General features: G+C 54.0%; 20 protein-coding genes. 5 read left to right on the top strand and 15 right to left on the bottom strand.

The window, feature by feature from the left end; translation table 11 throughout:
* Window positions 1–232 precede the first annotated feature (232 nt).
* The 3 genes from M9H61_RS08510 to M9H61_RS08500 form a co-directional block, all read right to left on the bottom strand.
* On the bottom strand, window positions 233–3,436 hold the full coding sequence (locus M9H61_RS08510) for an efflux RND transporter permease subunit (RefSeq protein WP_101247511.1): 3,204 nt from the start codon (window positions 3,434–3,436) through the stop codon (window positions 233–235).
* A 23-nt stretch (window positions 3,437–3,459) separates the two neighbouring features.
* A complete protein-coding gene (locus M9H61_RS08505) occupies window positions 3,460–4,632 on the bottom strand; it encodes an efflux RND transporter periplasmic adaptor subunit (protein ID WP_250284560.1) in 1,173 nt (390 codons plus the stop codon).
* A 113-nt stretch (window positions 4,633–4,745) separates the two neighbouring features.
* Entirely contained in the window at window positions 4,746–5,330 is a 585-nt protein-coding gene (locus M9H61_RS08500) for a PadR family transcriptional regulator (RefSeq protein ID WP_068517533.1), read from the bottom strand.
* 398 nt (window positions 5,331–5,728) lie between these two features.
* On the opposite strand from M9H61_RS08500, the gene M9H61_RS08495 reads away from it, so the two are divergent.
* The 3 genes from M9H61_RS08495 to M9H61_RS08485 all read left to right on the top strand — a co-directional run bounded on the left by M9H61_RS08495 (window position 5,729) and on the right by M9H61_RS08485 (window position 9,432).
* Window positions 5,729–7,192, top strand: a complete 1,464-nt coding sequence (locus M9H61_RS08495) for an AraC family transcriptional regulator (RefSeq protein ID WP_250284548.1) — start codon at window positions 5,729–5,731, stop codon at window positions 7,190–7,192.
* Window positions 7,189–8,502 carry an AraC family transcriptional regulator gene (locus tag M9H61_RS08490; protein WP_250284547.1) on the top strand — a complete coding sequence of 438 codons (1,314 nt, stop codon included), beginning with the start codon at window positions 7,189–7,191 and terminating at the stop codon, window positions 8,500–8,502. The genes M9H61_RS08495 and M9H61_RS08490 overlap by 4 nt, the downstream gene beginning before the upstream one ends.
* Window positions 8,503–8,670: 168 nt before the next feature.
* A complete protein-coding gene (locus tag M9H61_RS08485; protein WP_250284542.1) occupies window positions 8,671–9,432 on the top strand; it encodes an isoprenylcysteine carboxylmethyltransferase family protein in 762 nt (253 codons plus the stop codon).
* Window positions 9,433–9,582: 150 nt separating this feature from the next.
* On the opposite strand, the gene M9H61_RS08480 is transcribed toward M9H61_RS08485, so the two are convergent.
* The 5 genes from M9H61_RS08480 to M9H61_RS08460 form a co-directional block, all read right to left on the bottom strand.
* Window positions 9,583–9,930, bottom strand: coding sequence for a hypothetical protein (locus M9H61_RS08480; protein WP_250284540.1), 348 nt, complete (start codon window positions 9,928–9,930; stop codon window positions 9,583–9,585).
* Between the two features lie 595 nt (window positions 9,931–10,525).
* Window positions 10,526–11,317, bottom strand: coding sequence for a 7-carboxy-7-deazaguanine synthase QueE (gene queE / locus M9H61_RS08475; RefSeq protein ID WP_250284538.1), 792 nt, complete (start codon window positions 11,315–11,317; stop codon window positions 10,526–10,528).
* Window positions 11,314–11,670: a 6-carboxytetrahydropterin synthase QueD gene (queD, locus tag M9H61_RS08470; RefSeq protein ID WP_114113511.1), complete on the bottom strand. Its 357-nt coding sequence runs from the start codon at window positions 11,668–11,670 to the stop codon at window positions 11,314–11,316. Before queD ends, queE begins: the two co-directional genes overlap by 4 nt.
* Before the next feature lie 89 nt (window positions 11,671–11,759).
* Window positions 11,760–12,512, bottom strand: coding sequence for a 7-cyano-7-deazaguanine synthase QueC (gene queC, locus M9H61_RS08465; protein WP_250284532.1), 753 nt, complete (start codon window positions 12,510–12,512; stop codon window positions 11,760–11,762).
* A gap of 180 nt (window positions 12,513–12,692) precedes the next feature.
* Entirely contained in the window at window positions 12,693–13,664 is a 972-nt protein-coding gene (locus tag M9H61_RS08460; protein WP_250284529.1) for a methyltransferase domain-containing protein, read from the bottom strand.
* A gap of 106 nt (window positions 13,665–13,770) precedes the next feature.
* Here M9H61_RS08460 and M9H61_RS08455 point away from each other — a divergent pair, with 106 nt between their 5' ends.
* Together M9H61_RS08455 and M9H61_RS08450 are read left to right on the top strand one after the other, a co-directional pair.
* The gene (locus M9H61_RS08455; RefSeq protein ID WP_250284527.1) at window positions 13,771–14,265 is read left to right on the top strand and encodes a hypothetical protein; all 495 of its coding nucleotides are present in this window, start codon (window positions 13,771–13,773) and stop codon (window positions 14,263–14,265) included.
* 150 nt (window positions 14,266–14,415) lie between these two features.
* Complete coding sequence (locus tag M9H61_RS08450; protein ID WP_250284525.1) at window positions 14,416–15,336, top strand: hypothetical protein; 921 nt, start codon at window positions 14,416–14,418, stop codon at window positions 15,334–15,336.
* Between the two features lie 100 nt (window positions 15,337–15,436).
* On the opposite strand, the gene M9H61_RS08445 is transcribed toward M9H61_RS08450, so the two are convergent.
* The 7 genes from M9H61_RS08445 to M9H61_RS08420 all read right to left on the bottom strand — a co-directional run bounded on the left by M9H61_RS08445 (window position 15,437) and on the right by M9H61_RS08420 (window position 21,877).
* The gene (locus M9H61_RS08445) at window positions 15,437–16,789 is read right to left on the bottom strand and encodes a flagellin (RefSeq protein ID WP_250284523.1); all 1,353 of its coding nucleotides are present in this window, start codon (window positions 16,787–16,789) and stop codon (window positions 15,437–15,439) included.
* 550 nt (window positions 16,790–17,339) lie between these two features.
* Window positions 17,340–18,032, bottom strand: a complete 693-nt coding sequence (locus tag M9H61_RS08440; RefSeq protein ID WP_250284522.1) for a hypothetical protein — start codon at window positions 18,030–18,032, stop codon at window positions 17,340–17,342.
* 11 nt (window positions 18,033–18,043) lie between these two features.
* On the bottom strand, window positions 18,044–19,975 hold the full coding sequence (locus M9H61_RS08435) for a hypothetical protein (RefSeq protein ID WP_250284519.1): 1,932 nt from the start codon (window positions 19,973–19,975) through the stop codon (window positions 18,044–18,046).
* The gene (locus M9H61_RS20665) at window positions 19,962–20,072 is read right to left on the bottom strand and encodes an ABC-three component system middle component 5 (protein ID WP_371922225.1); all 111 of its coding nucleotides are present in this window, start codon (window positions 20,070–20,072) and stop codon (window positions 19,962–19,964) included. Before M9H61_RS20665 ends, M9H61_RS08435 begins: the two co-directional genes overlap by 14 nt.
* A gap of 89 nt (window positions 20,073–20,161) precedes the next feature.
* On the bottom strand, window positions 20,162–20,491 hold the full coding sequence (locus tag M9H61_RS08430) for an ABC-three component system middle component 5 (RefSeq protein ID WP_250284517.1): 330 nt from the start codon (window positions 20,489–20,491) through the stop codon (window positions 20,162–20,164).
* Window positions 20,479–20,964, bottom strand: coding sequence for an ABC-three component system protein (locus M9H61_RS08425; RefSeq protein WP_250284516.1), 486 nt, complete (start codon window positions 20,962–20,964; stop codon window positions 20,479–20,481). The genes M9H61_RS08430 and M9H61_RS08425 overlap by 13 nt, the downstream gene beginning before the upstream one ends.
* A gap of 229 nt (window positions 20,965–21,193) precedes the next feature.
* Window positions 21,194–21,877, bottom strand: a complete 684-nt coding sequence (locus M9H61_RS08420; protein WP_206927943.1) for a DUF5610 domain-containing protein — start codon at window positions 21,875–21,877, stop codon at window positions 21,194–21,196.
* Between the last annotated feature and the right edge of the window lie 87 nt (window positions 21,878–21,964).

The following is a 21,964-nucleotide window of genomic DNA, read 5'->3' as shown; positions in this document are numbered from 1 at the left end:
TAACGGCCTGTCTACGCCTTTTGTCGAAGGCAGAACCCTGATTGCACGTGTGAATTCGTTTATACGTATATTTCGATATATTGTCTTGAAGGCAAATGGTTAGGGTCCGTGTTTTCTTGGCCGGAAAATAAATCACCAAAATAAGTCACCAAATAAATCACCGGCCCCCGGGGAAGGGGGCCGGTGTAACCGCGCGGCGGGGTCGGGGGAAAAAGTCGCGCGGCTATGCGGATCAGGCCGTCGGGCCGGACTGATTTTTGGGACCACGACCAAGCCAGGTCGCACTGACCGATTTTACCCACGGGCCAAGATGGCGGAACTTGCCGCCAAGCTTGTGACGCATCATCAATGCGCAGGGCGTAAAGATCAGGGTCAGGGCCGTGGCAAAGGCCAGACCGAATGCGATCGAGGTCGAAAGCTGTACCCACCACTGGGTCGACGGCGCGCCGATTGAAACATCCCGGGCGGCAAAGTCGATATTGATCTGAAGCACCATCGGCACCAGACCAAGAATGGTGGTCACCGTGGTCAGCATCACCGGGCGCAAACGCTGTGCACCGGTTTGCAGGATGGCGGCCTCGATGCTTCCGGCGGTGTGTTTAAGCCGGTCAAAGGTATCGATCAGAACGATATTGTTGTTCACAACAATCCCGGCCAGTGCGACGACGCCAATACCGTTCATCACGATCGAAAAGGCTTGCCCGGTGATCATAAGCCCCAGGAACACACCCGCCGTCGACATGATGATTGCGATCATGATCAGAAGCGAGCTCGAGATGCTGTTGAACTGCGTTACCAGAATGATGAACATGATGAACAGCGCGACCGTAAAGGCATTCATCAGGAAGTCCGCAGACTTTTTCTGTTCTTCGTCCTGTCCCTTGAATTCGACCGAAATCCGCGGATCGATATCAAGCGTCTTCATCCATTCCTTGACCTCGCCCAGTTTGGTATCAACCAGCACCCCGTCCTGAACATCGGCCTTGACGGTCAATGCACGGCGGCTGTCCACACGGGTCAGGGTCCCGGTTTTGGGTTTGGGGGTGCGTGTGATGAAGTTCGACAGCGGCACCAAACCCTTGTCGGTCACGATCTGAAGGTTTTCAAGTTCATCAAGTGACCGGTACTGTGCGGGATAGCGCCCGACAATATCGATTTCCTCGGTTGAATCATCCGGACGATAGGTCGAGAAATTGATGCCGTTGGTCACCAGCTTGACGACATTGCCGATCTGGTTGATATCGGCCCCGAATTTAAGCGCCTGGGCACGGTCAACCGTATATTCCCAGTCAATGCCCGGGGGCGATTTGCCGTCTTCGAAGTTATACATGCCGCCCATTTCCTGCAAACCGTTGACCAGCATGGTCGCGGTTTCATCCAGAAGTTCGGGATAGAAGGAACGCAGCTGTATCTGGATGTCCTTGCCCTGGGGCGGACCTGCTTCCTGGGCGCGGACTTCGACATGAATCCCGGCAAGATCGGCCGTTTCGGCCAGAATGCGTTTTTCGATCTCGGTTGCCTTGGGGCGGTTCTGCCAGTCGGCATATTCAAGCTGCACGACACCGATCACATCTTCGGACGCCTCATTGCCACCGGCATTCTTGCCCGACCGGGCATAGACCGTATCAAACCAGTGTTCGCCTTCGTGACGGGCATCAAGGTCAAGAATGCGGTCTTCGACCTCTTTGAGCAACGCATCCTGTTCATAATAGGACAGGTTGCCGCGCGCACGGACCTGGACAACGGCGACTTCCGGTTCGACCGCCGGGAAGAATTCAACACCCTTGCCCAGCACGCCAAACGCACCCCAGACCACAATCAGAATGACAAAGGCCGCAGGCACCACCAGCCAATAGAAGCGAAGCGATGTCCTGAGCATCCGGACATAAAGCCCGGTGCCGCCCTTGACCTTGTGAATGTCATCGGCATGATCAGCAGCAATGGCTTCGAGGCTTTCATTGCTTTCACTGCCCGGTTTGCCAAACCATGCCCCGACCGTCGGGACAAAGATCAGCGCCATGACAAGCGATGCCGATAGGGTAAACAGAACCGTAATCGGCAGGAATTTCATGAATTCGCCAACGATATCGGGCCAGAATGCCAGCGGCAGGAAGGCCGCAAGCGTGGTGGCGGTCGATGCAATGATCGGCAATGCCATGCGTTTTGCCGCAAGCGGATAGGCTTCCTTGCGATGCAGGCCGTCAATCATTTTGCGATCGGCATATTCGGTGACAACAATGGCGCCATCCACCAGCATCCCGACCGCAAGGATCAGGCTGAACAGAACGACGATATTGACCGTCATGCCCAGCGCCCAAAGGATCAGGATCGCCGTCAGGAATGATCCCGGAATGGCCAGTCCGACCAGAAGTCCCGACCGCCAGCCCAGCGACCAGATTACCACCACCATCACCAGAAGGATCGCCAGAATCACACTGTTCTGAAGATCGGTCAGCATGGTGCGGATGTCAGATGACTTGTCCTGTGAATAGCTGACCGTCAGGTTGGGCGGAAAGGCTTGCTGTGCCTCGGCCGTGGTAGCCTTGATCGCATCGATGACCTCGATGATGTTTTCACCGACACGTTTGGAAACCTCGATCGCGATTGCCGGTTCGCCATTCAGGCGGGCAAAGCTTTCGGCATCCTTGAAGGTCCGGCGCACATCGCCGATATCGCGGAACCGGATCACGGAATCCCCGTCAACAATCAGCGGCATGTCAAGAATGTCGGACACGCTTTCAAACAGGCCGGGCACCTTGATGTTGAACCGTCCGGTGCCGGTATCGACCGCCCCGGCGGCGACAAGCGCGTTGGAATTGCGCACCAGCGATACGATATCGATGCCGTTCAGGCGATAGGCCTCGACCTTCATCGGGTCGATGACAAATTCGACCAGTTCTTCGCGGTCCCCGGCAAGATTGGCTTCGAGAACCGCCGGGATGCCTTCGATTGAATCCTTAAGGTCACGGGCCATGCGCAGAAGCGCACGTTCGGGCACATCCCCCGAAAGGGTCACGACCAGAACCGGGAACAGCGACAGGTTCACTTCGTGAACTTCGGGATCGTCGGTATCTTCGGGCAGTTCGGATTTGGCGATATCAACCCGTTCGCGGACATCTGCCAATGCCTCGTCGATTTCAACATCGGAATAGAATTCAAGCGTCACCGATGCCCCGTCCTGATAGGACTGGGAACTCATTTCCTTGACACCTTCGATCGAACGCAATTCCTGCTCCATCGGGCGCAGCAACAGCCGTTCGGCATCTTCGGGCGAAACACCGTCATGATGCATGGTGACATAAAGAACCGGGATCTGGACGTCGGGATCGGCTTCTTTCGGGATGGTGTTATAGCCAACCCAGCCCGCCGCCAGCAGCAGGATCAGAACAAGGATAACGGTTCGCGACCTGTTTAACGCGTGATCAATCAGGGACATTTTCTATCTCCTCATGCACGCGCTTATTGCGCGGTCCGTTCCGAAAGTGTCGTGCCGGTATCGGCATTGCCGGTCGCGGATGCCGCCGCCGGTGCCGGTGCAATCGGAAGACCGTTTTCATCGGTTTCCAGATGCACGACATCGACAATCGCACCTTCCTTGACCCAGTCATGGCCAACCACGATCAGCTCGAACTCCTGGGGCAGGCCGCCGATCCAGACGCGGTCACGCGATCCGCCCTGCAATTCTGCGGGCAGGAAAACGACCTTGTTGCCGTCGGTCACGGCCCGCACACCAAGTTCACCGGCATCATTAAGGGTCAGAACCGATGGCAAAACCTGATGGGCGCGCTTGGTGCCGACCGGGATTTGCAGTTCGGCAGTCATGCCGTCAGGGATATGCTGATCGCGATTGTCGATTTCGACTTCGACCCGGAATGTGCGGGTATTGTTGTCAGAAACCCGCGCGGTATAGCGCACAATGCCATCATGACGGGTGCCGTCATAAAGCGTCACACTGGCAAGCTGGCCCAGCTCGATGGCACCGATCGAATGTTCGGGAACCTGGGCAACCACCAGCATCGGGTCTGTCTGGATCAGGGTCGCAACCGCATCGCCGATCGACAAAAGATCGCCGACCTCGGCCGGGCGCGTTTCGACGATACCGTCAAACGGCGCACGGATTTCGGTATTGTTCAGCTCGGTCCGTGCAATGGTCAGATCGGCCTTGGCTTCTTCGAGCAATGCCAAAGTCTGGGCAACACCGGTTTTGGAGCGATAGTTCTTTTCGGCCAGACTTTTGGCCGCCGAATGTTCAAGTTCGCGCTGGGCGACAAGGGCGCGCGCCTTTTCGACCCGTGCCAGCCGGTCATCAACGGCAAGTTTGGCAATCAGGTCACCCTTTTTGACAGCCTGGCCTTTGGTGGCGCCGATTTCGATCACGCGGGCTTCGGTTTCTGCACGGATATCAACGGAAATGACCGCTTCGGTCCGCCCGGAAATGCGCAGATAATCGACATGATCGACCGCCTTGCTGGTAATGGTGCGGACAGAGGCGCGCGGTTTGGCGGTTTCCTCGGTCGCGTGTTGTTCGGACGGGTTTGCGGCCTCTGCGGAATCTTCACCGAGATAGGCGCTGCCGATCCAAATAACGGTCCCCAAGACCAGTAAAATTGCGATCAGGCGTGAAGCGTTCATGTTCTTGTTCCCTCAAATATTCCGGTGACGGAATGCGTCCTTGGCACTTGGCAGGCACGTCTTTTTGCGTCAATTCGCAGCAGGTCGGGCTGTTTTCCGATCAGATATGGCGATCAGGGTTTCCGCGCCTTGAAGTTTCGCAATTCATCAAGCAGGCCCTGTTTGTTTTCCCGGATGAATTTCAACGTCGCGTCACACATCGCCTGTCCCAGTCCGGCAACAAAACAGCATCCCGGTTTGGGATTGCCATTTTCATCACGGCCATAAGTTGACGGGCTTCCTTGCTTGTCTTCGTTATCCGGATCGATCTGGTGGCTCATCAATTCATGACGGGCGGCAAATTCATCAATCAGGGCTTCGGTCAATTCGATCGGCATTTCTTCGGCAAAGGTCAGCATGAACAGAATGTCCGAACGATAGCGATCCTCGGCCGGGCGTGTTTGCAACAGGGTACGCAGGAATGTCCGGCGGCCTTCCTGGGTCAGTTGATAGACCTTCTTGTCCGGGCGGTTTTCCTGTTCATGTTCGACAAACGTAACCAGGCCATCCTGCGTCAGTTTGGTCAGGGCCGGATAGATCGAGCCAAGGGATGCGATTTGAAAATGGCTGAAAGTGCCATCCTCGAACATCTTGCGAATTTCATATCCCGTTGCCTCGCCACCCATCAGGGCGCCCAGACAGAGTGTGCGTACGTCCATCTTCTGTTCTGTGTCCTTGTTTCTTCCCCCGGACTGATCACGACATGGCGGGGGAAGGTGCCAAAATCGTTATATCAGTCCGATATATGTCGGACTATCATATATCAGTTCGATACAGTCAATCGAATATGATAGAAATTTTTATGACACGGACTCTACCTGGACGATTGGTGCGGGCGATCTGTTACATAACAGGATCGCTGCATCAACCAGCCGCGTCGGGTCGGTGTCTGTTCGGGAATGTGACGCAAAGCGGTGTGCGATGCGTCCGTCTGTGCATAGTCGGACGCCTTTTGTGTCCGATTGTGTCTATTGAAACGATATAGTCGGTTTGTGCGGTAAGCTTGCGCCAAACCCGGATAACAGCAGACCGCAGCAAAGATCAGGAGCACACCGGAATGACCGGTTGGACGGAATATATAAGTATCACCGTGGCCGTCGTTGGATTGATACAGGCAGTTTTCCTGTGTCTTATTCTGCGTTCGGAAGGTGCGCGTGCCTTCGGGGCGAACCGCTGGATGATGATTTTCATCTTTGCGATTGCCTGCAACCTGATCGAAGACGTTATCGAACATTTTGTCTCCCCCGATGTCGATCGGGCGCTTGAACTGTTTTTCGGTCCGATCAATTTTGTCATCGCCCCGGCGATCTATCTTTATTTCCGCGAAATTTCGGGCAAGCCATCGCGGCGGCCATGGATCCATGCGATTTTGCCAATGGTGGTGTTCAACCTGATTGCCTGGATCATCACCCATGATGGCGGGCGGACCATTGCCCTTGATGGTGGCTATACAGTGCGGCAACTGATTGCCGTGTTCTGCTGGACGGCGATTTTTGTCCAGATATCACTTTATATTGCGCTGCTGTGGCGTGTCGCATGCCGCTATTTCCAGCAAACCCAGGAACAGCTCGGGGCTGACCGTGATCTGATGCGGCGCTGGATCGGGGTTATTCTTGGCGGATTGACGCTTGTTTTTGTCACGGTCGCGATTGGCAAGATTGTGGGTCTTTATCTGCCGCGCAGTACCGAAATGTTCGGCACCGAAATGGCCTTTGTCGCGGTTCTGTTTGCCATGACATATGAAATCGCCACAAGGCCGGCCCTGTTTGTGATGGCTGACTGGCCATCTGACACCGACATCGATGATGCCGATGACGGGCCTGTCATCATCCGTCAGGACCGCTTCTTGCGATCCGGCCATCCCGATCCGGTTCCGGCTCCGGCATCGACGCAGGTATCGGCATCAGCACCTACGTCGGAGCAGGGGCACGCCGCCCCAAAAACCGATGACCCAGTCACAAACCCAGTCACAAGCCCGGTCACCAGTCCGGTGCGTCCGCTTCTGGACGAGGAGGGGCTGACACGTGCCATTGCCCACTTAACGGACATTCAAAATCGCGGTGACATATTGCTTGATCCGCTGGTTTCCCTGCCAAAGCTTGCGCGTGCGGTCGGGGTGACCCCAAATCAGCTGTCCTATGTTCTGAACCATCATATCGGGCAAAGCTTCTTTGATTTCGTCAATGCGGCGCGCATCGCCGAAGCGCGGTCTGTTTTGTTGCTCGAACCGGATCGCACCATTCTTGATATCGCGCTGAGTGTCGGGTTCAATTCGAAATCGACCTTTAATCTGGCCTTCAAGAAAATCACCGGCGAAACGCCAAGTGCATTTCGCGAAGCCGGGCGCGACAATGCTGTTGCACCCCCCGCGGATCAGACCCTCGATCAACCGGCCGATCAGCCAGCTGCGACCAAGATTGCCGCGTCATTGGCGCAAAAGGCGGCTGTGCTTGCCAATCCCGGTTCCGGCCCCAATCCCGGCAACGGGGACACAGCACAAGGTGCAGTTGGCAAATCATGAGCAACGGGGTGCTGGATTATCTTGATGTGACAATTGCCGTGGTCGGGCTGTTGCAGGGCGGGTTTTTGTGCCTTTTGCTCAGATCCGAAGGCGTCCGCGCACTTGCTGCCAACCGCTGGATGATGCTGTTTCTGTGTTGTCTGATGCTCAATCTTCTGGCTGATGTTGGCGACACATTCGGATCGGATCAGGTACAGGACCTGATTGTTCTGTTTTTCTTTCCATCCAATTTCGTGATTGGTCCGGCGATCTATCTTTATTTCCGGGAGCTGTCCGGGACCCCGGATCGTCGTGCGTGGGTCCATTTTGTTCCGGCTGCGGTGATTTTCAATCTGCTGGCCTGGCTGTTCACCATTGATGGTTTCGGGGCGGTTCCGGCAACAAACGAACAGTCGGTGATTGTCGAAACGGTCAAGGCGGTGTGCTGGCTGGCGATTTTCGTGCAGGCGGCGTTTTATATCCATCGCCTGTGGCGGTTGTCAGAAACCTATTTCCGTCAGACCCAGCAACAGCTTGGCGCAGACCGCCGGGCCATGCGGCGCTGGATTGCCGTCATTCTGGGCGGTGTTTGCCTGATTTTCGTGACGGTCCTGTTGAGCCGCATCATCGCGTTTTACATTCCTGAACCCATGGCAATGACCGGGACCGGCCTTGCCTTTGTGCTGGTTCTGTTTGCCATGACCTATGTGATTGCCACCAGACCGGCGCTGTTTGTCATGGCCGACTGGCCCGATGGTGACGCAGGCAAAACCGCACCTGCACCCAGACCCGCAATCCCCGCAACCACTGGCCGTGCACAAGTCGCATCGCCAAACCCGGATGATAATCTGGGCAATGACGCCGGGGATGAGGTGCATGACAGCCCGGATGCTGGCCTGACTGGTGGCCTGGAACGTGCGACGGCATCTGACATCCGGCCGACACCTTTGGACGCCGCGCGATCGCTGCTTGATGATGACGGGGTGGAACGCGCACTTGCCAAGCTGGCCGATATCCGGGGACGGCGGGAATTGTTGCTTGATCCGCTGGTATCCTTGCCAAAGCTTGCCCGTGCGGTCGGGGTGTCACCCAATCAGCTTTCCTATGTTCTGAACCGGCATCTGAGGCAGAATTTCTTTGATTTCGTCAATCAGACCCGGATCGAAGAAGCCCGTGCGGTGCTTGTGCTGGAACCGGAAAGAACGATCCTTGATATCGCGCTGAGTGTCGGGTTCAATTCCAAATCGACCTTTAATCTGGCATTCCGGAAATTTACCGGCGAAACGCCAAGTGCGGTGCGCGATGCTGCTTTGAAAAATACCGCCGGATAACGCTGTCCGCCCCAAAAAGGCGGCGGTGGTTTTGGCGGGTAAATCCGCAATCAACGCCGTTGCCTGCGACCGAACCGGCATCCGAACGACCGGATACGCAGCACCGGACGCCAGATGGACCGGGCAGGGGATAGGGATTCTGTGTCATAAATTCACAGGAGCCCGCAAATGTCCCCGGCATCATTTTCCCCGCCGTCATTTTCCCCGGTCACAATCGACGAGCGCGCACAAGCCTTGTCGTGCCAAACGCCATTGCCGTTGCCACCCATTGCCTGCTGCGACGCCCATCACCGCGAAATGGCAAACCGATCCGCCGGGGATGCCGATTTGCAACGTCTTCAGCGTCGGCGCAAAAACGTGATCCGGGTCGGGATCGGCGGGCTTTTGCTGCTTGTGTTGCTCAGCCGGTCTGTCCTTCCGGTGGACAGTCCCGCCCATGACGGGGTCGAGGCCATCGGCCTTGCGGCCATTGCGATCTGTATTTTCGGGCGGGGGTGGTGTTCGCTTTATATTGGCGGGCGCAAAAAGACCGAGCTGGTGACAACCGGCCCTTATTCGATATGTCGCAATCCGCTGTATCTTTTCAGCATCATCGGCGCGTTTGGCATTGGTGCTCAGACCGGAAGCCTTGTGATCGGGGTGCTGTTTGCGATTTTGTGCTGGCTGGTATTTCGGGCGGTTGTCCTGCGCGAAGAGGCCCATCTTGCCGCCCGGTTCGGGGTTGCATTCACGCGCTATAAAAACCTTGTACCGCGGTTTCGCCCGACCTGGCATCGCTGGCGTGACGAGGCCGATCTGGTATGTCGGCCATCGCTTTTTCTAACGACCACGCGCGATGCGCTCTGGTTCCTGATGGCAATACCGGTGTTTGAAGGGATCAAGATTTTGCAGGATCACGGCTGGATCGTGCCGGTCATTCATGTGCCCTAGGGGGAGGGCGGTTTTGGACTGGTAAAGTCCGAAAAACTCGGGAAATGGCCAGAAATGACTGCGAAAAATCAGCCGGGATGCGCCGGGACGCGATGGCGCAGTTTTCAGTGATGACGGCGATGGCGCGATAGGCTGTATCGTGCGGGCGTGTTACGCCGCGTCATTTTCGGGCAATCCGCCAAATGATTTGATCATCTTCTTGCGTTCATCTTCGCGCAGCGGATCGGAATCAAGGGCCAGGGCCGCCTCAAGTTCGCGCGGATTGACCGTCAGGACCTTTTCGCCCTGATCCTGCTTTCCGGTCCGCCTTGTGTCGCCGTCCGACCAAAGATGCAGATGGCATTCCAGTTTGATATAGCTGCGCGTTGCGGCCTCTGTATCAAGCTTTTCAAGTGTATCGACGTCATATTCACCCGCCGGCAGCAATCCGTCATGGCAGGACAGATGGAACGGATGAAAGAACGTCACCGTGCGATGGGTTGTGCGGGTAATGCTCATGATCATGGCTCCTGCGAGCATCCGGAAGATGACCGCGTGCGGGGCTGATCTGGTTTTTATTGTGAATGCGCCCCCTTGCGGGCGATCAGGGTCCGGCAATGAAACCGGGTGCTGTGACCGTTCGGCTGCTCAAACCGTCGGGTTGATGATAAAGCACCTGCAAGACCCGCGCACCGTTCCGGCACAACCGGGCTTGCATATTATATATGGTATGGTGATTGCCAAAACGCAAATTGGCGCTGTGGTGTTTCCAAGCCAAGGCCCAAGCCCAAGCCCAAGCCCAAGCCAAGCCAAAGCCAAAGCCCCAAGTTCCTAGCTCCAAGCTAGGCCTGCGCCCAACAAGCCCCAAGCTACGCCCCGCCGGGCCCACGCTTACGTCCACTCCCACGCCCCAAGCACGATGCATCATGTACGATGCTGATGCCTCCGTCATCGTTTGCTGAGGTTCAGCAAGTGTCCCGTGTGCTGTGTGCCGTATGCCGTGTCTGTGTATTCGGTGCCGAGTGACAGGTGACAAGTAAACAGATGCCGGGCTTGGCGTGCCGGGTGCGTTGCGCCGTTTCCGGGCACAGCATGGCGGTCACAAGTTGTCGGCTTACACCCCGCGCAGATTGCCCCAGACATGGACGTGCCATTGCGGCAAGACACGGACATCAAACCACTGGCGTCTGGCGATTTCATCGACCAGCCAGCGATAGCGGGCGGTCAGGGCCTCGATATCAACGCCGTCTTTGCCATCCGGATGCGGTTCGGCGGGGGTTGTGTTGACCGGCTGTACACAGACCGGAATGCCAATGTGAAGGTTCCTCACATAATCGGCAAACATCAGGTCGGCCTCGTCACGGACCGGGAATTTCAACGTAATTGCAGGACCATCCAGCATCCCGCGGGACTGGGCAGCATCAATGCAGGCGGCCAGGGCATCGGCATCAAAACTGGTTGAGGCACTGGGCGGTTTCGGGCTGATCGTCAGGTAATTAAGGTCGGCAAACCAGTCCTTGGCGATGCTGCCCTGGGTTTCGATGGCAAAGGTGAAACCTTCCTGCTTGCCCATGGCAATCAGGGCGCCCAATGGCTGGATCGCCGGGTTGCCACCCGACAGGGTGACCAGGATCGGCTTGCCGCCTGAAAGTTTTTTGACCGCGTCCAGAACCTCGGCCGCAGTCATCGGTTTCCAGTCAGCCCGGAAGGCTGGATCAACCGCATAAAGCGTATCGCACCAGGAACAGCGAAAATCACAGCCACCGGTACGCACAAACACGGTCGGCACCCCGATCAGCGCGCCTTCGCCCTGAACGGTCGGGCCGAAAATCTCGGATATGCGGATTTTGCCGCGATGTTCGGCCGTGTCCGACATGGCTGCCAGATTGCGATCAATCACCGTCATGGACGATATTCCGCCCAGGTTTTCGGTGTTTCGGAAACCCGCACTGCGCTGACTTCGGGCCAGCGATCATGCGCCCATTGATAAAAGAACAGGGCAAGCTTTTCGGCCGTCGGGTGATCATGGCCCAGAACTTCGTTCAGGTGACGATGATCAAATTCATCATCAATCAGCCGTTTAAGCGGCCCGAGTTCACGGTAATCGCGCACAAAGCCGCGGGCATCAAGGTTTGCGCCTTTAAGTTCGACCTCGACGATATAGTTATGGCCATGCAGGCGCGAACAGGGGTGATCGGCTTCCAGCCCGGCCAGTTGGTGGCTGGCGGAAAAGGCGAATTGTTTGGTGATGGTAAACATCAATCTGTCTTTCATGGCGCGACAGGCCGGGTGCATGCCGGATGGAAATCCATCGGCGCAAGCCCGGTCAAATCACGGTATTTCAGGAATTATTCGGCGGCGTTATTGGATGCAGATGCCGTTTCATGTGCGGCAAGCTGACGCGCACGGTGATCGGCGCGGGCCTGTTTCCAGTATTCGCGATCGACATAAACGGTCGGGTCCTTGATCCCGGCCAGTTCAAGGGCCTCGCGCCGTTCGACACAGGTACCGCAACGACCGCAATGGGTTTCCCCGCCCTTGTAGCATGACCAGGTCAGATCAACCGGCACGCCAAGCCGACCGGCTTCAAGCGCGATATCGGCCTTCGAGACATTCACAAACGGCGTATAAAGGGTGACGTCGCGAACCCCTTCAAGGGCGTGGTCCTGCATGGCCTGGAACGATTTGATGAAATCGGGACGGCAATCAGGATAGATAAAATGATCCCCGCCGTGAACGGCGGCTGCAACCGCATCGGCCCCGGCACTGGCCGCCGCACCAAAGGCCACCGCCAGCATGATGGCATTGCGGTTGGGCACCACGGTGACGCGCATGGTTTCTTCGGCGTAATGGCCATCGGGCACATCGATATCATCACTGGTCAGTGACGATCCGGTCAAAAGGGCACCAACCGGGGTCAGATCAACAATGTGATGTTTGACGCCAAGATCGCGTGCGGTGCGGGCCGCGAAATCGAGTTCCTTTTTATGGCGCTGGCCATAATCGAACGAAATCAGGGAATGCAAATTGTGCTCGGCTGCAACCTTATAGGCCAGCGTGACGGAATCCAGTCCGCCAGAGCAGACGACAATCGTCTTCATAATCATATGTCTTTCGTGTTTTTAACCTGGTGCTACGACAGGGAAGCAATCATCGCTTCAGGGCGGGCATGTGCCATGATGGCCGCCAAAAGGCAAGCAAAAATCACCGCATGCAACCACGCGTTTGGCGCAGGAATGCTGTGATTTTGGCCTTGTCATGTGATGGGAGGCGGGTGTCTGTCAGGCCCGCTTGGCGCTAAGCACATGAAAACAAATCGGAACCTGAAAATGGCCGTCTTCGATATAGGGTGAAAGTGTTTCAAACATCGCCGCATCAATCGCGCCGCGATCCATATCCGATGCATCGCGCAGCACATTGCCAAACAGCATGTCCATTTGCGGTTTCCAGAACGGGACCTTTTCGGGGATGCGTCCGGCCGGGCTGTGGGTGGTGGCGGTGATGCCGGTAAAGCCCGCCGTTTCCATCCGGTCCATGGATTGATCAATATTGCCAAACGAAAACGGATCAAGCCCGGCCTGATCAAACCCGATGCCCAGAATATTGCCCAGAACCGCATCCATCGCGGCAAAAAGCGGGTTATCAACCATCGGTGCCCAAACCATGTAAACCGCCCGTCCGTCGGGCCGCAACACCCGGTGGCTTTCCCGCAATGCCCGATCCGGATCATTGCAAAACATCACGCCAAACCGACAGGACACCACATCAAAGCTTTGATCGGAAAATGGCAGATTTTCCATATCCGCCGGGATCACGGAAATATTGGCGATGCCTTCTTCTTCTGCGCGCGCGGCCAGCCCGTCACACATTTCAGGCACGATATCGGATGCGGTTACATGCCCTGATAGACGGGGCGTGTTAGCGCTAACATCGTTGCTGTTCGCCGGTCCTGCGTCATTCGCGGCCCCGCCACCCGTCGTCGTTTCGCCGGTCAGTGCTGCGAGTGCACGGGCAAAGGAAAAGGCCGGTTCCCCAACCCCGGACGCCAGATCAAGCACATCAAGCGGCGCATCACCGCGCAACCGCGCCAGGGTATCGAGATGCGCCGCCTCGATCATATGGCGGTTGATTTTCTCGGCTGCCGGGGCAAGCCGGTCGGCCCAGTTGATCCAGTCAGAAGAAAGGTGCTGCCAGGTGTTCGGGGAATTGTTGGTCATGTCGATCCGGTCTTTTTCTGATTGTGGTTTTGACAATAGGATCAAATCCTGCCGGACGCAAAGCCCGCAACGGGATTTTTGTGCCCTCACAAGCATTTCGCCTGCCCGTCGATAAAAGGTTCGCAGCGATGGCAGGTAACAGATGGGTCAGGCACAAGAGGATGGTTTCAATATCTGGAGAATGGCCGGATCGATCATTCTGATCGCGCTGACCAGCGCCTTTTATTTCGGCTTTGTGATTACGCTTTTTGCCGGGTTTACCGCCGATATTCAGCGCGATGCCCTGCGCCGGGAATTGGGGGCATCGTCCCCGGGGACGCTGGAACGGCTGGTGCTTCAGGCCTATCACGAGGCCGTCGCCCTTGAGGAACAGGCAAGATTGCGCACCAGCATCCGCGAACTTGACGCCCGCGCCCTTCAGGACACACGCAACGGCCTGATCATGCAAAAGGACGCGGTACTTGCCTGGTGGGAAGCCTTTGACGGCTATTCCCGACTGGCAGCGACCGTGACAAAACACCGGGCGTCCTTTGATAGCGACTTCACCGCAGTCTTTTCCGATGTCATGAATTCCGCCTATCAGCTGGTGTCGGACCAGAAATCGGCCGTCACCATGGACGGGGTGCCAACCCCGTAAAACAGGGTCAATAGCAGCGGCATTGCCGGGAATGCCGGCAATCCTTTTGCTGCTGGTGCTTCTGATGCTGGTGGCGCTGGCATTGGTGGCGCTGGCGCGGGCGTTAGTGATGCTGATAGTGCGGGCAGTACCGATCAATCCGGCGGGAATGTGGCACCACCGGATTTTCTGGTCGATGAAATCACAACCGACACAACGCGCCAGGCCGAGGCCGCCGAAGTGATGGCCAGTTTGCATGTGCTGCTTGATAAGCCGAAATTTACCAAGGATGCCTCACCGGCCCTTGTCGAACAGGTCAATCTGCAAGTCGATGCCATTCGTGCCGCGATGATCCGTTATGACGAGAAAAATGCCCGCGCACAGGTCGAATGGGCAAATATTCATTCGGAAAACCGGCATGCGGCACTTTTGCGCAAAAGTCTTGAAAACGAACTTGAAGAAACACAGGCGCAATTCATCCATCAAAGCGATGATCTGCGTCTTGAAATGCAGTCGCTTGTCGCGCTGTTTCAACATCCGGTCGGGCGTATCCTTTCCTATCTGATCCAGCTTCCGACCATCATGCTTACCTTGCTGGTCACCGTGGCCGCAGGCGGGCTTGGTGCGGTGGTGGCCTTTACCCGGCAGAATTTCGGCCGCCCGGTCGCGCCATATCCCGCCGGTTTCGGTGTGGGTCAGGATAATGGAATCAATGACGCCAATGCCCGTAATCCCGATGCCCTACATGCCAATACGGGCCGGACGGATGTGCAAAGACAGGGCTGGACACATCTGGGGGAACGGGTGTTGCCCGCCGCCCGATTGTTTGTCATGACCGGAGAAGGCATAGCTGCCGCCATGGCCATTTTCCTGTGTGCCGAGGCCGGGATGCTGATGGTCAGTCAGGGCGGACCGGACGGCACCGGACAGATTGATATCAGCCCGTTTCTGGTGACCTTCATGGCGTTCGTTTCGGGCTTTATGGCCGAGGATGCCTTTGCGCGCATTCAGTTTGCCGGCAAAAAGATCTTTCGCATGCCCGGCGGGGAAGGCGATCACGATCCCAAAAAGCCCGACGCGCCAACGCCATAAGGCAAAAGAAAACCGGCGTGCAATGACGCCGGTTGAAGTTTCGTTGGATAAATGCAGGCACGCTTTAACGGGGCGAGAAACCGGTCGAAAAACGGCGCGATCAGCCTTGCAGCAGGCGCAAAAGATTTTGCGGCATCTGGTTGGCCTGGGCCAGCATGGCAACGCCGGACTGCACCAGGATCTGCTTTGATGTGAAGATCGTCATTTCGGCTGCGACATCCAGATCAAGCAGGGTGGAACGGGCTTCTTCGACATTTTCAAGCATGGTGGCAAGGTTCTGCCCCGCGAAATCAAGCCGGTTCTGATAGGTGCCGACATTGGCACGCGCGCGTTGCAAATCGTCAATCGCTCGGGTGACGACCTCGACCGCGTTCTGGGCCGATGCCGCGGTTGAAATGGCATTGACGCCAAGATCATCAAGCCCGTCTTCGGTGCCAGCCGCACCGGTGCCAAGGGCGGCACTGTCAACCGACTGAAACGAAATCGCCAGCCGGTCATTGGACGTATTGCCCGCCCCGATCTGGAACGAGATATTGGTCGGCAGTTTCTGTCCGTTATCGGCCAGCATGCGCACGGTGCTGTTATCGCCGGGCGTCGCACCGCCGCCAATCACCTGTGCGGTGGCAAAACCGTCCGCCCCGGCCCCGTCGGAACCAAGGGTGATGGTGTTGGCGATGATGGTGCTGATATTGTTGTTAAGATCAAAGCTTAACCCCAGCTCGTCAAAGGTCACTGTTGTCTTTTCACCGGCCGACAGGGCCTTGGTCCCGCCGGTGGCAAAATCGGTGACATCAATGCTTTGCACCCGGTCATTCACGCCATCAATCGTCGTGATGACATTGATCAGTGCCGAATTCCCGACCTTGACGAAATGAAGCTTGAATGAGTTGTCATTGACACCGTTACTGTTGGCATCCGTCGCCCAGTAATTGTTGTCGGTAATCGCAATGCCATCAAACCCGTTGGCCGGCGAAATGTCTTCGCCCTGGTTGCCCGAATTCAGGTTGGCATAGTCAAGCGACACATCGCCGCCATCGCCCAGCAACTGAATGCCGTTGAAATTGGTCGAGGACGAGATACGGTCGATTTCGTCACGCAGCTGGGTGAATTCGTCATTGAGAAAGCCGCGTTCGGTATCGGACAGGTTGCCCGACGATGCCTGCACCGCCAGCGTCTTCATCCGCACCAGAATGTCGTCAATGGTGGCCATGCCGCCATCGGCGATCTGCAACATCGAATTGGCCTGACCGACATTGACGGTGGCAGTTTTAAGGGCCTGGGCCGTGGCATTCAGGCGTGCGCCAATTGCCATCGAAGCCGCATCATCACGCGCGGAAACCACACGCGTTCCCGAAGAAAGTTTGGCAAGCGAACGGGTTGCCGCAGCATCGGACGCCGTAAGGTTCCGATGGGCAAGGTTCGCCGCATAGTTTGATATTATATTCAAAGCCATGACGCAGTTCCTACCTGAACAAGCAAGGCGTAAAGAAGATTACGATAAATAACGCGCAACGCCCTACATGAGCGTTTTCGCATCTAGACCCTACGTGACTTTGTTCGGGAATACAAGTGTATAGGATTTCAAAGGTGTCAGTATAAGGTTTTGATTTTTAATGATTTAATTTCGGGCTATTCTTGAGTGTAGGCCGCGTGAAATCCATAACTGCCAAAGCTGGCGTTCCATGGGGGATATGGTGGTCTTATTGCGCGGGGCATCAGATGCCCGATTGCTGGTCCCGACCGGGGAGGAGATTGCTACCGCAATCGCGATTTTCCTGTTTACCGAGGCTGGGATGTTGATGGTTAGCTAAGGCGGCCCGGACGGCTTGGGCCAGATCGATATCCAACCATTTCTTGTCATATTCATGACCTTCGTCTCAGGCTTCATAGCCGAGGATGCGTTTGCGCGGATTCAGTTTGCGGGCGAGAAGTTGTTTCAGGTCACGGCTGATCGATGGCCGGGTTAGAGACGTTTGGAGTAGAAGGGGTTGGAAAGGAAGGCACTAACTGTGGAAAATTGTGCACATAACTCTGAGTGTAAATGCAGTGGAAGGAATTGCGAGCAAAATTGCGCCGAGGATCAGGAATAATGCGGACATTAATACTGTGCCTCTGTTTTGATGTCTGCTTTGAACCTGAAAGAAATTGCGGAGTATATCGAGTATAGTGTCTTCGTTGTCATTCTTGCTGAATTCAACTGATGCTCGTTTTATTGAGATGGATTTATCCACCCAAGGTGCGCTTGATTGAATTTCACCCCCAATTCGAGGGCGTTTGGAGTTAATCGTGCGATACATTGACCTAAGTCGTCTCGCAGTAAGGTTTTTTCGTTCATTCTCAATGAACTCGTTTGCGCTCGGATACATCTGTATCTCTTTTGGGGCTAGTGCTTTAAAAAGTATGGCTGACAAGCCGGTAAAAAATAATCCTAAGTACATTAAGTTGATTTTGCTAAATAACGATATGTATTGAGGGCAGCTTTCAGAAGCTTGTTGTTGGTTGAGTAAGCCGCCCAACTCTCCAAAGTACTTTGAAATCTCTGTGTTGTATAAAATCACATAGCCAAGGAAAGGCATTATTGCTGTTGCAGAGGCTAACTTGGAAGAGCCAAATCCTCTCAAAATTAGCCAATTTACCTTCTCTTGGAGAAAGCTCTCATCAGTGCCTTTTTTTCGAAAAAATGATTTTAGCGACATTTTGTAAATACTCAGGATTTAATTTTCAGAGTTCTGTTTTCGTGAGTGTAATGTTGTCCTATTACAAACTCTGGGGTGTTGAGCTCTTCTGCAATCATTGATGTCGCAATAATGATCTGGTGATCGCTATTTGTATTCTTAGATCGATGTGCAAGTAGTCGCTGGAAGTGCTTGCTTCGTTCTTGCTCCATGCCTTTGTCTTCAATTGTGTCCATCAATAGAAATCGTGGATGACCGAAGTTGCGATCTAAGGCAGAGGCGAAGTGAAAGGCTGCGAGAAAGCTATTACGCAGATATACCATCGAGCTTGCGGAGAAAAAGCTTTCCCCGTCAACCGATAGCCGGTCTCCTTCAAAATCAAAATCAACTTTGGTAGCGTTCTTAAATGTTGATTGACGGTCCAAATCGTCATGTAGAAAACCTAGAACAATCTCTTCAATTTTCTGCCTTGCAAGCGATTTCCGTTCAATATTCTGACGTTTTTCTCTCTCGATTACTGATCGTAAAGCTGAAATTTCCGCTTCAAGGTCACTGCGAGTTTCTCCAAGTTGCCTAAGTTCTTCGACAATTGATTGCTTTGTGACTACTTCCTCCAGTTGACGGTTTTTATAGCCGGCCTTTCTGGTTAGGTCGCGGAGCCGTGATCTGAGTTCTGTGGTCGGGGAGCGTAAGGCAATGCTATAGTGACGACTTGCATCTTCCCAAAGTAAGCGAGTTTTTTCCAGTTTTTGTATTAGTTTCTTCTTCTCGGCTACTCTTTCATTCTGGATGTTTATGGAGCGATCCCGTTGTCTGATAGCTTCGTTTAACATCCTGGCGGACCTGTCGATTACCGCACTGCGTTGGAAAGGTTGCTTGCAGAGGGAGCAGCCACCTTCAAGTTTTTGATCATCGACTAGTCCCAAGCAAGCAGGGCAGATATCGAAGTCAAGGTATTCATACTCTTCCACTACTGCTTTTGCATTGGTCAGATCATCTACTTTTCGCTCCATTGCTGCGATGAACTCAGCTGCTTCGGAAATATCGAGTTCAGTCGCATCCAATTTGCTTCGAATGTCTCCAAGCTGTGTCTGTAACTTTACCAACGCTTCATAAGTTTTCTCCTGATCATTCAATGTCAGGCGATCTTCAAACTGTGTCGAAAATATTTGATCTTCGAGGGCTTCGATCTCTTGCGTGATGAGCGATATTTCCTCGTTGAGTGAAGAAATCTCAGAGCTTAGCCACTCCGAGGTAAGTGGGTGGCCATTCACTTGGTAGCGATCACGTATTGATTTGATTTGCGCCAATATACTTTTGAGTTCGTCGTCTGCTTCCTTGATTCTTAAGGTCGCGGAGTAGAAATCATCGCTATATGCTCCGAGCAGTATGTCTCCAACGGTGGACCTAGTCGTGGCATCATCGGGTTGTTGTTGTCTAAAGATACGTTCAACCGAAGTTAGTTGGTCCGAATAGAGCAAGCGAAGTAACTGATGGATAGTGATCTTTACGTTTTGCTCTTCAATTCGTACTTCCGGTAGGCCGAGTTGTCTGAAAATGGCTTGACTAAAGCTCTCTTTTTTGTTGGTCCCTCCACCGCGGGAATATGGATAGTTTTCCCACTGCGAAATAGGCGCCGAAAGTGCTTCAGAATGTTCTCCAAAAAATATTTCCATAGGTCGGAACTTCTTTGGTTCAATTCCCCTTTTCAGCGTCAGTGTGTTGCCGCTTAACTGAACCGTTATCAAGACATCCGAGCAAAGTAGTGATGTCTCTCTCCATTGGTGTTCAGCAAGGTCGCCACCCAATCCATAGAAGATGAAATCCATGATGCTGGATTTTCCGGAGCTGTTTTCACCGCTGATAATATTCAGCCCGGAGTGGAACTGTTCAGAAAAAACAGTATTTTCCCCGCGTAGAACGGTGAGGTCAGTGACCTTAAGTGACGGCTTAAATGATATCATATCTAAACTCTCCCAACCCGCTCCTGTCCTTCAAACCGCCGGGGCCAAGTAGTGGGACAATTGCTAACTTACTAACCAAGAAGTTCAGCAAATCCATATTGGATTTTGAATATTCATTTAGACGTAACGCGAGCGGTCCGTCATCAAGATGCTGGGGGTGTATCGTTATCATTTGCTCATCTTCGTTTAAATAAAATATTTTTTTCGAATTAAAGCGTTGATTGACGACAATTGGCTTGAGTGCATCCGCTGAAAAACAATAAATTTGTCAGGTATTATTTCGAATTGTGTTGTTGCCGAATTTTTTAAAGCAGCTTTCTTTTCTTTTTGAAATCCTTTTATTTTATTTGTCGATTTGAAGTCATCTAGAAGCCACGGAAATTTGTGATAAAAATCAATAATTCTTAGAGATTCGACAGGTAACGTTACAGGTTTTTCAATGGTAATGGTTAGCGCCAACATTCTAAATACTGTATGATAGGGGTCGTAAGCTGCAGAGTATGTTAAGCTGAACACTTGTCATCCCACCTTACGTAACATCTGTCTGCTAAGAAGTAGACCATTCCTCTTACATGGTTGGCATTGATCGTAAAATGAACCGATCCATTGCCCATGTCTGCTATGATCTTCTCGACGATTTGCGTGCGGATCACGTCATCTATTTCGCTATCCGACAGGTTCTTTCCTTTAATCTGAAATGTAAAAACGTCGTGAATATGCGAAAGGAAAAATGCCAGCAGTTTTTGACCGGATGGAAAGTGTTGATACTTTTCCAAGAGCATAGTGAATCGCTCTAGCGTTCTGTTGGCATGTGATAACTCCTCCTGACGATTGGCGCTCTCTAGTTTTGTATCCAGCGTGTCAGGGTCTTCTTCATCGCGCTGGTGAACGTAGAGATAGAGGTCGCTGGCAAATTCTTTAATTGCTTCTTTTTCGTCAGCACTAATTTCTTTTGATAAGCATTCTAGCAGCGTGGTGATTTGGTTCATTTGACTAGGCTATCTATACGCTTGATATCGAATGTTTTCTGAGGTTGATCAGTACTCTCTGACGATATCTATCAATATAGCCTTAATCAACCAATTGTTGCATTTTCTCAGCGTTTAAGCCGGAAGGTTGATTTAGCTGGCATGTAAGCGCGGTGGATCGCTGGCGGAAAACAACAAACCCGGCTCCAAAGGAGCCGGGTTTTTTGTAAGAACCAAATGTCTGGATGGGTTAGCCAGTGGTGCCGTAGCGCGGGGTGTTGCGCTGGGCGTTGGTGCCGGCTTCGGCGTAGGCCTGGCTTGCCTGTGCGGTCTGGGTGATCTGCGATTGCAGGACCTGTTCATCGCGTTCAGGGGTTATGGATTCGGCGGCTTCTTCTGACGCGCTTGAGTTATAAAGCTCGGTCAGGCGCTGCTCGATCGATTTGAGGCCTTCATTCAGGCGTTCTTCGGTCTCGGTGATGTTGCCGTTGATTTCTTCGTTAAGGGCGCCCAGGCCCTCAAGAAATTCGCGGGCGTCATCAAGACCCTTCTGGATGCCTTCGCTGGCCTTGTCGAAAATCTCGCGGGCTTCGGCTTCTGAATCGGCGTTTGATGCGATCAGGTCGCCAACCCGGGCAAGAATGCGGTCGGCCACGGCTTCGGGGGTGTATTCGCCCGGATCGACATTGCCGATTGAAATGCCGGTCGAAGACAGGCTTTCATTAATCGCAGAGACGATCTGATCCGTGGTCAGGCGGTTGGCCGACCCGGATGACAGGGAAACCGACGTTGCCGCAGCAAAGGCCGAGGTTCCGTTATTGCCGGTTTTTTCAGAATCACTCTGACCCGGAACAAAGGATTGGGCCGAGCGCACCGAGTTTCCGGACTGGGCACCCGATTGCTGGGACGTGAGGCCGCCAATGGTGATATCCATAATCGTCCTCCCTGGACGAAGTCTTTTGAGAGCTGTGCTGGCAATCAGCACTTTTGCCAGACAGAAAATGCACAATTTTTCACGCGC

This window comes from Thalassospira sp. GO-4, from assembly GCF_023588965.1.
Lineage (GTDB): Bacteria > Pseudomonadota > Alphaproteobacteria > Rhodospirillales > Thalassospiraceae > Thalassospira > Thalassospira povalilytica.
The sequence above is the reverse complement of the archived record's forward strand: the minus strand, read 5'-3'. Positions and strand labels throughout refer to the sequence as shown.